We start from the raw sequence: 13,138 nt of genomic DNA, 5'->3' as shown, positions 1-13,138 counted from the left end.
ATGCGCGAATCGATGCACTGGCGATGCACGGGAGTCTACGCGGCCCCGAGCAACCTCCGCACGGCGTCGCCGAGCCCTTCGAGGTAGGTGGCACCCGGCGGCCGAACCGTCGTCGCCCAGCCGGGGCCCGCCACCATCACCGACCCGATCCGCTCGACCACGTCGGCCGCCGCGCTTGGGTCCGCCGTCGCGTGAGTGTGCGCCCAGAGGACGACCTCCGCCGTCCGGCTCAGATGAGACAGCGCGTCGAACACCGCGGCCACCGGCGTATCCGCCCCCAGCATCACCGTGGCCCGACCGCGCTCGGCCAACGCGGCTCGCAGCGCCTCCAACGCCAGGGTGTGCACCTCACCGGGCATGCAGGAGAGCACGATCACCGGGTTGTCCACCTCGACGGGCAGCGGCAGTCGCTGCAGTGCCCGACTCACCGACCACGACAGCACGTGCTCGACGTCGAGGCACCCGGCCCCCTCCCGCTGGCGTGCGGCGAGGGCGTCGAACGCCGGCCGGATCAAGCCGTCCCAGGTGTCGATGACGCCGTCGCGGCGCAACCGGTTGTCCAGCTGGCGGTCGCACGCGTACGCGTCCAACGCCCACGCCGCGGCGAGCAGGGTGGTGACATCCGTGGTCGCGTACCGTTCGGCGTCGAACACCGAGCGCGCGGCGCTACTGGGACTGACCCCTTGCCGGACCAACTCGGCCATGCGTTGAAAACGGCGAATATCGCTCTCGCTGTAAAGCCTTCGCTGACCCGCCCGATGGTCGGCCGGACCGATTCGATAGCGGCGGGCCCAGCTGCGCAACGTGGCGATGGGAAGGTCCAGGCGCGCGGCAACGGCGCCGACGGGATAGCAGAGACTCGCCGAGGCGTCGTCCACGGCGGCGGACTGCTGTGGACTCATCGACCTCGCTACTCCGGGACCGCACGCCGAACTCAGTGGCAGCGCCGTCGTCGACGCCTGTGCGCGATCAGTCTAGGTGAGCAATCGGATGTTTGAATGGGCCACCGGGAGTGCATTACGCCCCGCGCCCCACTCGCCCACCGTCGGAGATCCTGCATGGCTCGCTATCTGCTTCCGGTAAGCCCGCTTTCGGGCCACGTCATGCCGATGGTGCGCATCGGCGCGCACCTGGCGGGACTGGGTCACGAGATCACGGTGCTCACCGGAGCCGATCACCATGCGGCCGCCGAAGCGGCCGGACTGCGCGTGGCGCCGGTTCCCGTCGCGGCGACCGACGCCCCGTCCGGCGGGCGGACGTGGTTGCCCGCGCTCTTGCGGCGCTACCTCGCCGGTCGCGCCGAACTGCGCTCGATGTTCGTCGCGCCGATGCACGACCAGTACCGGGCGGTGAGCCGGCTGCTGGCCGGCGAGCACTTCGACGCCGTGCTCACCGACGTGGGATTCACGGGGGTGCTGCCGCTGCTTCTCGGGACGCGGAGCCGACCGTCGATTCTGGTGTGCAATGTCAGTCCGCTGACGCTGTCGAGCCGGGACACCCCGCCGTTCGGCATGGGGTGGTCCCCGCAGCCGAACGAGGACTACCGCCCGATGACCGCCTTCGCGCACCGCGTGCTGTTCCGAGGCGTCCAGAACGACTTCCATCGCGCGCTGCGGTCCGCGGGGGCGGAGCCGGCACCGACGTTCGTCGCGGAGTGGCTGCGCGCAGCGGACGCCATCCTGCAGTTGTCGGTGCCCGGTCTCGAATATCCCCGCAGCGACCTCCCCGACAACGTCAGCTTCGTCGGTCCCGTGCTGCCGATCACCGACCGGGAGTTCGCCCGCCCGAGTTGGTGGAGTGAACTCGCCGGACGCAGGACCGTCGTACACGTCACCCAGGGCACGTTCGACAACGCCGACCCGAACCGGCTTCTGCTCCCCACCCTGCTGGGCCTCGCCGACCGAGACGACCTCCTGGTGGTGGCCAGCACGGGGCGGCGGGACACGCGAGCGCTGCGAGACCTCGCTCCCCCCAACGCCGTCGTCACCGAGTGGGTGCCCTACTCCGAGCTGATGCCGCACGTCGACGTCGTCGTGACGAACGGCGGCTTCGGCGGTGTGCACCACGCGCTGAGCCACGGGGTGCCGCTCGTCGTCGCCGGCGAGACCTCCGACAAGTCGGAGGTGGCGGCTCGGGTCGACTACGCGGGCGTCGGCGTGAACGTCGGAACGGGAAACCCGTCAGCTGCGCAGGTCGCCGCCGCCGTCGAGCGTGTTCTCGGGGAGCCGAGCTACCGGTCCGCCGCGCGCCGGCTCAGCGCCGAGATCGCCGCCACCACACCTCTGGACACCGTGGCCGATCGACTGGCGGACAGTCACGCCGTCACGCGCTGAGGCCTACTCGGCAAGCCGCGCGACTGCGGCGTCGATCCGTTCGTCGGTGGCCGTGAGCGCGATGCGGACGAAGTTCGCGCCGCGCGGACCGTAGAACTCGCCGGGGGCGACGAGGATGCCGCGGTCGGCGAGCCAGGACAGCGTGTCGCGGCCGGGTTCGCCGCGGGTGGCCCACAGGTACAGGCCCGCCTCGGAGTGTTCGACCGTGAAGCCGGCGTCGCGGACTGCGGTCAGCAGCACGCCGCGGCGTCGTGCATAGCGCTTCTTCTGCTCGCGTTCGTGCTCGTCGTCGTCGAGTGCGGCCACCATCGCGGCCTGCACCGGCGTCGGCACCATCATCCCGGCGTGCTTGCGCACCGCGAGCAGTTCCGCGACCACGTGCGGGTCGCCTGCCACGAACCCGGCGCGGTAGCCGGCGAGCGACGACGTCTTCGACAGCGAGTGGATCGCGAGCAGGTTGGCGTGGTCGCCGTCGCACACCGACGGGTGCAGCACCGACACCGGTTCCGCTTCCCAGCCGAGACCGAGATAGCACTCGTCGGACGCGACGAGCACGTCACGCTCACGGGCCCAGCCGACCACCTTGCGCAGGTGGTCCACGCCGAGCACCTTGCCCGTGGGGTTGCTCGGCGAGTTGACGAAGACCAGGCGCGGCATCCGCGGCCCGATCTGCGTCAGCGAATCCGCTTGCAGCACCTGGGCGCCCACCAGTCGTGCGCCGACGTCGTAGGTCGGATAGGCGAGTTCGGGCACCACCACGATGTCGTCGCCGCCGAGCCCGAGCAGGGTCGGCAACCAGGCGATCAACTCCTTGGTGCCGATCACCGGCAGCACCGCGTCGGGCGCCACCCCGGAGACGCCGTACCGGCGTTCCAGAGCGGCGAGTGCCGACGCGCGCAGGGTGGGCGTGCCCGCCGTGGTCGGGTAACCGGGGGCACTACTGGCGGCCGCGAGAGCGTCGCGGATCACCGGCGCGACCGGGTCGACGGGAGTCCCCACCGACAGGTCGACGATGCCGTCCGGATGCGCTCGCGCCCGCTTCGTGGCGTCGGCGAGGGTGTCCCAGGGGAACACCGGCAGCCGCGCCGAGACGGATGCGGCTCTCGTGGTCACTCGCCCTGCGGGGCCAGTTCCTTGACGGCGGCGGGGTCGTTGTCGGTCTGCCCGACCTTGGACGCGCCGCCCGGCGACCCCAATTCAGCGAAGAAGTCGGCGTTGTGCTGGGTGTAGCCGCTCCACTGGTCCGGGACGTCGTCCTCGTAGTAGATGGCCTCGACCGGGCACACCGGTTCGCACGCGCCGCAGTCCACGCACTCGTCGGGGTGGATGTACAGCATGCGTGCGCCCTCGTAAATGCAGTCGACGGGGCATTCCTCGATGCATGCCTTGTCTTTCACGTCGACGCAGGGTTCGGCAATCGTGTACGTCACTGATGTCTCTCCTGTCCAGTGGGCTGCTGGTCGGGTGGTGTTCTCGTCGGGACCGCGAGAAGTCGACGCAAGTATGCGTTGTCGATACCCGCACGTGTGTCTCAGTGTGTCCTAACTTCACGCGCCGCCCGGTGAGGGACAGCGCGTGGTTACTGATACTAGACGTTGCATATACAAGTCGCCTAGCCGTCCATCGCGTGTCCGCCAGCCCTTTGCAACAAGTTGCATAGGACCATCGGTATCGCCTATGGTCGGCGCGTGGCACTGCCCCACGCGATCCTGGTTTCACTGTCGGAACAGGCCGGCTCGGGTTACGAGCTGGCCCGCCGCTTCGACCGGTCGATCGGCTTCTTCTGGGCCGCGACGCACCAGCAGATCTACCGGACGCTGCGGACCATGGAGGACGACGGCTGGGTGCGGGTCGAAGTGGTTGCGCAGCACGCCCGCCCCGATAAGAAGGTCTACGACGTCACCGAAGCGGGTCGCATCGAGCTCGCGCGCTGGGTCGCCGGGCCGCTGACAGGCCGCGGCAGCGCGGTCACCGACGGTCGCACCAGGGAGCTGGCGGTCAAGCTGCGCGGCGTCGGCTACGTCGACACGTCGGCCGCGGCCGCCCTGCGCACCCAGGTCGCCGACCTCCGCCGTGAGCGGGCCGAACAGCTCGACACGTATCTGGGATTCGAGAAGAGCCAGTTCCCCGACCCGACGACACTCAGCGGCTCCGCGCTGCACCAGTACCTGGTGCTGCGCGGCGGCATCCGCGCCGAGGAGGGCTCAGTGGACTGGCTCGACGAAGTACTGACCGCCCTGGGAGGCACCGGTGCGTAACCCCCCCTATCCGAACCTGTTGTCGCCCTTGGACCTCGGCTTCACCACGCTGCGCAACCGCGTCGTGATGGGCTCGATGCACACCGGTCTCGAGGACCGCGCCCGTGACACCGACCGGCTGGCGGCGTACTTCGCCGAACGGGCCCGCGGCGGGGTCGGCCTGATCATCACCGGCGGGTACGCCCCCAATCGGACCGGCTGGCTGCTGCCGTTCGCCGCCGAGATGCTGTCGTCGTCCGACGCCCGCAGGCACCGGCGCATCACCCGTGCGGTGCACGACGAGGGCGGCAAGATCCTGCTTCAGATCCTGCACGCGGGCCGCTACGCCTACCACCCGATGTCGGTGTCGGCGTCGTCGATCAAGGCTCCCATCAACCCTTTTCGGCCGCGCCGACTGCGCGACGTCGAGGGCACCATCGGGGACTTCGTGCGCTGCGCCGTGCTGGCCCGCGAGGCCGGCTACGACGGAGTGGAGATCATGGGCAGCGAGGGCTACCTGCTCAACCAGTTCCTCGCGCCGCGCACCAACAAGCGCACCGACGGCTGGGGCGGCAGTCCCGAGAAGCGCCGGCGCCTCCCCGTGGAGATCGTGCGCCGCACCCGCGAGTCCGTCGGCGCCGACTTCATCATCTGCTACCGCATGTCGATGGCCGACTACGTCGAGGACGGCCAGAGCTGGGACGAGATCACCGCGCTGGCAACGGAAATCGAGGCGGCGGGCGCGACGCTGATCAACACCGGCATCGGCTGGCACGAGGCGAGGGTGCCGACCATCGTCACCTCGGTGCCCAACAGCGCGTTCGTCGACATCAGCAATTCCGTCGCGGGTTTGGTGTCGATTCCCGTCGTGGCGTCCAACCGCATCAACATGCCGCAGGCGTGCGAGGAGATCCTCGCCGAGGGCCACGTGCAGCTGGTGTCGATGGCGCGACCGCTGCTGTCGGATCCGGAGTGGGTGAACAAGGCGCTCGCCGACGCCGCCGACGAGATCAACACGTGCATCGCGTGCAACCAGGCGTGCCTCGATCACGCGTTCGTCCACAAGACCGTGTCGTGCCTGCTGAATCCGCGCGCCGGCCACGAGACGAAGCTGGTGCTCGAGCCGCCGCGGCGGGTGAAACGGGTGGCCGTCGTCGGTGCCGGACCCGCGGGCCTGTCGGCGGCCGTCACCGCCGCCGAGCGCGGCCACGCGGTGACGCTGTTCGAGGCGGGGACGTCGATCGGCGGCCAGTTCGACTTGGCGCGAAGGATTCCCGGCAAGGAGGAGTTCACCGAGACCATCCGCTACTACACCCGCATGCTGGACAAGCACGGCGTCGACGTGCGGCTCGGCACCAGGGCCGAGGTCGGCGCGCTGACCGGGTTCGACGAGGTGGTGCTCGCGACGGGCGTGACGCCGCGGATGCCCGACATCCCCGGTATCGACCACCCGATGGTGCTGTCCTACGCCGACGCCCTGCTCGGTGCGCCGGTCGGCGAGTCCGTCGCGGTCGTCGGCGCGGGCGGAATCGGGTTCGATGTGAGCGAGTTCCTGGTGACCGACCAGTCCCCCACGTTGAATCTCAAGGAGTGGAAGGCGGAATGGGGCGCCGGCGACCCACAGGAGGCACGGGGCGGGCTGCTCACCCCGATCCCCGTGAAGCCCGCCCGCCAGGTGTACCTGCTGCAGCGGACCACGGGGCCGCAGGGTCGGCGGCTGGGCAAGACCACCGGCTGGGTGCACCGTGCATCGCTGAAAGCCAAGGGCGTGGAGCAGCTTTCAGGCGTCAACTACGAGCGCATCGACGACGACGGCCTGCACATCAGCTTCGGCTCGAAGCACGCACACGCCCGCACGCTGGCGGTCGACAACGTGATCATCTGCGCGGGCCAGGATTCCGTGCGCGAACTGGAATCCGCGCTGCGCGAGAACGGAATCGAACCGCACGTCATCGGCGGGGCCGCCGTCGCCGCCGAACTCGATGCCAAGCGGGCGATCCGGCAGGGCACCGAGTTGGCGGCGCGGCTGTAGCGTCAGGCCTGCTTGAGCGCCTCGATCTCGAGGGTGATCGTGACCTTGTCGCCGACGACGGCGCCGCCGGTCTCCAGCGGCATGTCGATGTTGATGCCGAAGTCCTTGCGGTTCAACACCACCGACGCCTCGAAGCCGGCGACCTCGCCGTGGCCCATGCCGGGGTTGACACCGTTGAACTCCAGCTTGAGGCTGACGGGCTTGGTGACGCCGTGCAGCGTGAAGTCACCGTCCAGCACGTAGTCGTCGCCGTCCGCGCGCACCGCGGTCGAGGCGAAGGTCGCGGTGGGGAACTGTTCGACGTCGAAGAAGTCGGCGGCCTTGAGGTGGGCGTCGCGCTGCTCATTGCCGGTGTCGACCGAGTCGACGGCGATCTCCGCGGTGACCGACGGCGTGCCGTCCTCGGCGACCACGACGGCGCCGCTGAAGGTCCGGAAGCTGCCGCGGACCTTGCTCACCACGAGGTGGCGCACCGAGAAGTTGATGGATGAGTGGACGGGGTCGATCGCCCAGGTGCCCGCGGTCAGGTCCGTGGCTACTGCTGTGGTCATGTGAAGTCTCCTCGACTGGTGGCGTCGGCCTCTCCAACGCCGTCGAGAAGGATAAACGGACTATAGTCCGTATCTATTCCAGCAGCCGCGCGACGCGGTCCAGCGGCAGCCGCGGCGACCGGTGTCCGTCGCGCCCGACCATGTCCTCGTTCACCACCAGCGCGTTGAGCACCGCCTCCTCGACCGCGAGGACCGCGGCCTCGTAGAACGGATCCATCCGCCCCCACGGCAGGAAGCGCAGCGTGCCGAACTCGTCGTCAGCGGGCGGGCCGAGCGGGAACGCGCTCGTCAAGCCGTCGGCCTCGGCGGTCGAGAACGCCAGGAAGATGTCGCCCGAGAAGTGACTGCCCGTGGTGCCGGTGCGGGCCAGGCCGAGAGGAACCCGGCGCGCCAGCGCCTTGCACTGACCGGGCAGCAGCGGCGCGTCGGTCGCCACGATCGCGATGACCGATCCCGCGCCGGGCGGGATGCCGAGATCCCGAGCGAACCAGTCCCCGTCGAACGGGTTGTCGGCGGCGAGTGCCGGTCCCAGGTGGCGGCCCGCGACCGTCAGTTCACCGCGCGACCCGAAGTTCGCCTGTACGAACGCGGCGACGGTGAACGCGTGTGAGCCGTAGTCGACGACGCGTGACGCGGTTCCGTTGCCGCCCTTGAACTCGTAGCAGTTCATGCCGGTGCCCCCGCCGACCGAGCCCTCCGCGACGGGACCCGGCGCGGCCGAATCCAGGGCCTCGACCGCGTGCTCTGGCCTGACATGGCCGCCGTTGATGTCGTTGAGGTAGCCGTCCCAGGTCTCCGCGCACACCGGCAGCAGCCACTGCCGCGCCAGCCGCGGGTGGACGCGGTTCACCCAGCTGACCACGCCGGTGTGGCAGGGCCCGATCGCGTGCGTATTCGACAGCACGACGGGCAGATTCAGTGCCCCGGACTCCTCGATCCACGTCGTCCCGGTCATCTCGCCGTTGCCGTTGAGCGAGTACCAGCCCGCCGCGCACGGCCTGCCGACGCCGTCCCGGCCACGCGGCAGGATCGCGGTCACACCGGTGCGAACGGCGTCCCCCTCGATCAGCGTGACGACGCCGACCTCGACGCCGGAGACGTCGGTGATGGCGTTGAGCCGGCCCGGCGTCCCGAGCAGCGGGATCCCGAGCCCCCGCGCACGAGGTCGGCCGTCGATGGTGTGCGTCTGTGGCGATGTCACACCGGCGACGCTACTGCCGCTCGCCCCATACGGCCTGCGCACCCGAGTCGCCGATGAACACGACGCCGACCGTCGCCCACACCCCGACGACGACGGCGAGCACGGCCACCACGATCGACAGCACGCGGTTCGGCGCCTCGGACCGGGACTCCCTGACGTGCTGGACCGTCTGGGCGATCGCGACGATCAACAGGCCGAGCGCGAAGTACTTCGCCCACTCGCCGCGCTCGGCGTGTGCCTCGAGGATCGGCGAATGCTGCGACGACTGGTCGTACAGCCACTGCCCCGCCGACGCCGTCAGCGGCGCCAGCACCATCACCCCGGCCGCGAGGGCGAGCACCAGCCAGACGAGGCGACGGCGTGCCGAAGGCCAAAGCGCACAGAGGATCTCGAGCGCGGCGGTCAGGGGTGCCAGTACGACGACGGCGTGCACGAGCAACGCGTGCGCGGGCAGGCCGAACAGGGTGGTCATGGCGACAGGGTGGCACGCCGTTCACGACGGCGCGGGATTTCCGGCGTTACGCGGCGAGCGGGCTGTAGTCCGTGCTGCGCTGACGAGCGGGCCTGTTGATCCCGCTGGCGATCGCGACGAGTTCCTCGACCGACTTCGCCGACCCGTTCTCCGAGCCCGCCATCCGCGAGATGGTCTCCTCCATCAGGGTGCCGCCGAGGTCGTTGGCGCCGCCGTTGAGCATCACCTGCGTGCGCTCGACGCCGAGCTTGACCCAGCTGGTCTGAATGTTGGAGATCCTGCCGTGCAACATGATTCGCGCGAGCGCGTGCACGGCCCGGTTGTCGCGGTGCGTCGGGCCTGGCCGCGCGCCGCCCGCCAGATACAGCGGCGAGGACTGGTGCACGAACGGCAGCGGCACGAACTCGGTGAAGCCACCGGTGCGGTCCTGAATCCCGCGCAGCACGTTGAGGTGGCCCACCCAGTGCTTTGGCGTGTCGACGTGCCCGTACATCATCGTCGAGCTGGACCGCAGGCCCACTTCGTGTGCGGTGGTGACGACCTCGACCCACGCCGAGGCGGGCAGCTTGCCCTTGGTGAGCACCCAGCGCACCTCGTCGTCGAGGATCTCGGCGGCGGTGCCCGGAATCGAACCCAGCCCGGCTTCCCGAAGCGCGGTGAGCCACTCGCGGATCGAGGTGCCGCTGCGGGTGACCCCGTTGGAGATCTCCATCGGCGAGAACGCGTGCACGTGCATCGACGGCACCCGCGCCTTCACCGCGCGCACCAGGTCCACGTAACCCGTGACCGGCAACTCGGGGTCGATGCCGCCCTGCATGCAGACCTCGGTCGCGCCCGCGAGGTGTGCCTCGTACGCCCGCTGCGCCACCTCGTCGGTCGACAGCGAGAACGCGTCGGCGTCACCCTTGCGCTGCGCGAACGCGCAGAACCGACACCCGGTATAGCAGATGTTGGTGAAGTTGATGTTCCGGTTCACGACGTAGGTCACGTCGTCGCCGACGGTGTCGCGACGCAGCGAATCGGCAAGCGCGGCAACGGCATCCATCGCAGGACCGTCGGCCGTCGCCAGCGCGAGGTACTCGTCGTCACTGCACGCCGCCGGATCCCGCTCGGCGGACCGCAGCGCGGCGAGCACGTCGGTGTCGATGCGTTCGGGCGCGCGAGCGGCCAGCTCGTGCACCTTCTCGCGGATCGACTCCCAGTCGCCGAACGCGCTGTCGAGGTCGCTGCGCGTCTCGGTGCGCCTGCCCTCGGTGTCGATCGCGGTGTGCAAATCGATGCGGCCCAGCGACTCGGCGGCCTCGTCGGGTTCCTGCCACGGCAGCCCGACCGGGTTCACATCGACGGCGAATCCGGTGTCCGGGTCGGCCAGTGCGGCGACGTGGGCGCGCACGCGCGGGTCGATCCACGCGGCGCCGGCCTGCACGTACTGCGGCTGCGCGGTGAGCCGCTGCACCAGTTCGTAACCCGCCTCGGCGGTCACGTCGGCCAGGTCGTCGAGCGCGGGCCACGGTCGTTCGGGGTTGACGTGGTCGGGCGTCAGCGGGGAGACGCCACCCCAGTCGTCGACACCCGCGCCGATGAGCGCCAGGCACTCGTCGCGCGACACCAGGTTCGGTGGCGCCTGAATCCGCATCTTCGGGCCGAGCACCAGCCGGGTGACCGCGACCGTGGCGAGGAAGTCGTCGAGGCCGGCGTCCGGCGTGGCCGCCATGGCGGTGTGATCCTTGGCCCGGAAGTTCTGCACGATCACTTCCTGGACGTGGCCGAACTCCTTGTGCGAGCGGCGAATCGCGTGCATCGTCTCGGCTCGCTCGCGCAGCGTCTCACCGATACCGACCAGCAGACCGGTGGTGAACGGGATGGCCAGCCGGCCCGCGTCGTCGAGCGTGCGCAGCCGGACGACCGGGTCCTTGTCCGGGCTGCCGTAGTGCGCCTCGCCCTTCGTCTCGAACAACCGCCGCGACGTGGTCTCGAGCATCATGCCCATCGACGGCGCGACGGGCTTGAGCCGCGACAGCTCCGACCAGCTCATGACACCGGGGTTCAGGTGCGGCAGCAGGCCGGTCTCCTCGAGCACGCGGATCGCCATCGCGCGTACGTAGTCCAGCGTGGAGTCGTAGCCCCGTTCGTCCAGCCACTGCTTGGCCTCCGGCCAGCGCGCCTCCGGCCGGTCACCGAGGGTGAAAAGCGCTTCCTTGCAGCCCATCTCGGCCCCGCGGCGCGCGACGTCCAGGATCTCGTCGGGCTCCATGAACATGCCCATGCCCTGGGCGCGCAGCTTGCCGGGCACCGTGACGAACGTGCAGTAGTGGCACGTGTCGCGGCACAGGTGGGTGACCGGGATGAACACCTTGCGGGAGTAGCTGACCGGCAGTCCGCCGTTCGGCCCACGCCGGCCGGCGGCCTCCAGGCCCGCGTCGCGGACCCGCGCGGCGCTCGCCATCAGGTCCTGCAGGTCCTCACCGCGGGCGGTGATGGCGATGGCGGCCTCGTCGACGTTGAGCGCGACTCCGTCGCGCGCTCGACGCAACACCCGGCGTAAGGCGGCAGGAGTCGGAGCCTTCGGCGGAATCACCGGGTCGGGCAGTGCGATGCCGCTGTGCGGGTTCAGAGCCACGCTCCTGTAACCCCGGTGATGGCGAGAATCATCCGCATCTCACATTCCAACCCCGCTCGGCCTGACATAGGGGTCACGATAGTCCCAGCGCCGCTCCAAGGGCGCGGGCCGTCTCGCCGCGAACCGACTGACACCCGCGTAAGTTGTCCGTTGTCGAGGACGCCACGCGAAGGAGAGCCGGTCATGAGTGGTTCGGTACGCAGTTTTCTGGCCGCCGGTGCGGTGGCGGCCGTCGCGTCGGCAATCGTCGTCGCGCCACCCCCGCCCGGCCGAACCGCCGAGCGCAGTGAGCCGATCTCCGTCGCGCGCATCGATCTCGCCGCGGCGGCGACCCCCATCTCGTTCTCCCCGCCCGACCGCGAGGAGTTCACCGCGGCCAGCGACGCGCTGTCGCGGCTGGACCCCGACGCGGCCGCGGCGCTCGCCGCTCCCCCGACGACGCTCAACGCCGCGTCCGACTCGATCAACTCGATCTATCAGTGGATTCAGGGCTGGGTGGACTACGGCGTCGAGCTGACCCAGTACGTCCTGCAGTTCATCCCGTACGGCTACCTCATCGGCGATCAGGTCGGGATCGTCTACTACAACCTGGTCCGCCCGATTTCCGACAGCGTCGTCTACGACTTCATCGACCCGGTGGTGAACGACCCGCTGAACATCTGGTCCTACATCAACGGCGCCGTCGCGGTCGGTTCCACCACCGTCACCGCGCTCATCAACACCGGCATCGCCGAGTTCAACTACTTCTTCGGCTGGCTGATCCCGCCGCTGCCTCCGATTCCCTTCGCCGCCGAGGTCACCACCGAGGAGGAGCCGCAATTCACCGCGCTGACGGTCTCGGAGGCCGAGCCCGCCGTCATCGAGGAGGTCCAGGAGGCCGCGGAGGTCGAGGAGGTCGCCGCGAAGACAACGCCGGAGCCCACCGTCGCCGAGGTGAAGGCCGAGCCGGTCGAGGCCGTGCAGCCGGTGGAGCCGGTGGAGGCCGTGGAGCCGGTGGAGAAGGAGAAGCCGACCGTCGACTCGAAGGACGGTGTCAGCGCCCAGGGTGAGGTGCGAACGGGCGGTCAGACCGCACCGCCGGCCGGCGCTCCCGAGGCCGTGGCAGACGATGACGACGCGCCCGCCGCCGAGCCGACGCAGCCGACCAGCCCCACCGCGGCGACGCCGACCACCGACGCGGGTGCCGACGAGTCCGACGCCGCGAAGCCGGCGGAGTCGGCAGCCCCCGGCGGCACCGACAACGGCTAGCCGGACCTACGCCAGACAGCGCCGAAGCACCAGCGCGCCGGGGATGATCCCGACGGCCACGAACAGCAGCAGCCGCACCATTCCCGACGTCGTCCCGGCGAAGACGACGTCACCGCCGGGGCCGCCGAACGTCAACACGATCACCGTTGCCAGGAAGGCCCCCAGCGGCCCGGCGGCCAACCCCCTCACCGACGTCCACTGCACCGCGGCCCACACCAGCGCCGCGTTGACCGCGCCACTGATGAGCGCACTCACCGGCATCGGCACGACACCGAGGTAGGACGGGAGGAAGAGGGCGCCTGCGACGGCGGACAGCACACCGTCGAGCGTCAGCAGAGCGAGCATGACGGGCGGCATCCAGCGCGCGCCCGAGTCGCGGTCGAGCGGGGATGCGATCAGGTCGGGATGCTGTCGAGCAGGCTGGTGAGCGAGCCGACCACCCAC

12 protein-coding genes are annotated in these 13,138 nt (G+C 70.1%); 4 read left to right on the top strand and 8 right to left on the bottom strand.

Annotated features, from left to right (window positions below):
* Positions 1-35 precede the first annotated feature (35 nt).
* A complete protein-coding gene (locus NM203_RS01385; protein ID WP_255057797.1) occupies positions 36-902 on the bottom strand; it encodes a MerR family transcriptional regulator in 867 nt (288 codons plus the stop codon).
* Positions 903-1,058: 156 nt separating this feature from the next.
* On the opposite strand from NM203_RS01385, the gene NM203_RS01380 reads away from it, so the two are divergent.
* Positions 1,059-2,333, top strand: a complete 1,275-nt coding sequence (locus tag NM203_RS01380; protein ID WP_255057796.1) for a glycosyltransferase — start codon at positions 1,059-1,061, stop codon at positions 2,331-2,333.
* A 3-nt stretch (positions 2,334-2,336) separates the two neighbouring features.
* Here the strand turns inward: NM203_RS01380 and dapC are convergent, their stop codons facing one another.
* Positions 2,337-3,446 carry a succinyldiaminopimelate transaminase gene (gene dapC, locus NM203_RS01375; RefSeq protein ID WP_255057795.1) on the bottom strand — a complete coding sequence of 370 codons (1,110 nt, stop codon included), beginning with the start codon at positions 3,444-3,446 and terminating at the stop codon, positions 2,337-2,339.
* Positions 3,443-3,763 carry a ferredoxin gene (gene fdxA, locus NM203_RS01370; RefSeq protein ID WP_255057794.1) on the bottom strand — a complete coding sequence of 107 codons (321 nt, stop codon included), beginning with the start codon at positions 3,761-3,763 and terminating at the stop codon, positions 3,443-3,445. The genes dapC and fdxA overlap by 4 nt, the downstream gene beginning before the upstream one ends.
* Positions 3,764-4,021: 258 nt before the next feature.
* Between fdxA and NM203_RS01365 the strand changes: the two genes are divergently transcribed.
* Entirely contained in the window at positions 4,022-4,591 is a 570-nt protein-coding gene (locus NM203_RS01365) for a PadR family transcriptional regulator (RefSeq protein WP_255057793.1), read from the top strand.
* Positions 4,584-6,602: an NADPH-dependent 2,4-dienoyl-CoA reductase gene (locus NM203_RS01360; RefSeq protein WP_255057792.1), complete on the top strand. Its 2,019-nt coding sequence runs from the start codon at positions 4,584-4,586 to the stop codon at positions 6,600-6,602. Before NM203_RS01365 ends, NM203_RS01360 begins: the two co-directional genes overlap by 8 nt.
* Positions 6,603-6,604: 2 nt before the next feature.
* On the opposite strand, the gene NM203_RS01355 is transcribed toward NM203_RS01360, so the two are convergent.
* The 4 genes from NM203_RS01355 to NM203_RS01340 all read right to left on the bottom strand — a co-directional run bounded on the left by NM203_RS01355 (position 6,605) and on the right by NM203_RS01340 (position 11,446).
* Entirely contained in the window at positions 6,605-7,153 is a 549-nt protein-coding gene (locus NM203_RS01355; RefSeq protein WP_255057791.1) for a YceI family protein, read from the bottom strand.
* A gap of 73 nt (positions 7,154-7,226) precedes the next feature.
* Positions 7,227-8,354 carry a DmpA family aminopeptidase gene (locus tag NM203_RS01350; protein WP_255057790.1) on the bottom strand — a complete coding sequence of 376 codons (1,128 nt, stop codon included), beginning with the start codon at positions 8,352-8,354 and terminating at the stop codon, positions 7,227-7,229.
* Positions 8,355-8,364: 10 nt separating this feature from the next.
* Entirely contained in the window at positions 8,365-8,826 is a 462-nt protein-coding gene (locus tag NM203_RS01345) for a DUF2231 domain-containing protein (protein ID WP_255057789.1), read from the bottom strand.
* Between the two features lie 46 nt (positions 8,827-8,872).
* Positions 8,873-11,446 (bottom strand): bifunctional FO biosynthesis protein CofGH, encoded by a 2,574-nt coding sequence (locus NM203_RS01340; protein ID WP_255057788.1) that lies wholly within the window; start codon positions 11,444-11,446, stop codon positions 8,873-8,875.
* 183 nt (positions 11,447-11,629) lie between these two features.
* Between NM203_RS01340 and NM203_RS01335 the strand changes: the two genes are divergently transcribed.
* Entirely contained in the window at positions 11,630-12,694 is a 1,065-nt protein-coding gene (locus NM203_RS01335; protein WP_255057787.1) for a hypothetical protein, read from the top strand.
* Positions 12,695-12,700: 6 nt separating this feature from the next.
* Here the strand turns inward: NM203_RS01335 and NM203_RS01330 are convergent, their stop codons facing one another.
* On the bottom strand, positions 12,701-13,138 hold the full coding sequence (locus tag NM203_RS01330) for a hypothetical protein (protein WP_255057786.1): 438 nt from the start codon (positions 13,136-13,138) through the stop codon (positions 12,701-12,703).

The organism is Mycolicibacterium arenosum, assembly GCF_024320865.1.
Taxonomy (GTDB): Bacteria; Actinomycetota; Actinomycetes; order Mycobacteriales; family Mycobacteriaceae; genus Mycobacterium; species Mycobacterium arenosum.
The sequence above is the reverse complement of the archived record's forward strand: the minus strand, read 5'-3'. Positions and strand labels throughout refer to the sequence as shown.

What these genes read in the sequence shown, in the direction of transcription:
- NM203_RS01380 (WP_255057796.1), top strand. Translation starts at nt 1,059, where the DNA reads ATGGCTCGCTATCTGCTTCCGGTAAGCCCGCTTTCGGGCCACGTCATG.
- NM203_RS01385 (WP_255057797.1), bottom strand. Translation starts at nt 902, where the DNA reads ATGAGTCCACAGCAGTCCGCCGCCGTGGACGACGCCTCGGCGAGTCTC.
- NM203_RS01345 (WP_255057789.1), bottom strand. Translation starts at nt 8,826, where the DNA reads ATGACCACCCTGTTCGGCCTGCCCGCGCACGCGTTGCTCGTGCACGCC.
- NM203_RS01355 (WP_255057791.1), bottom strand. Translation starts at nt 7,153, where the DNA reads ATGACCACAGCAGTAGCCACGGACCTGACCGCGGGCACCTGGGCGATC.
- NM203_RS01335 (WP_255057787.1), top strand. Translation starts at nt 11,630, where the DNA reads ATGAGTGGTTCGGTACGCAGTTTTCTGGCCGCCGGTGCGGTGGCGGCC.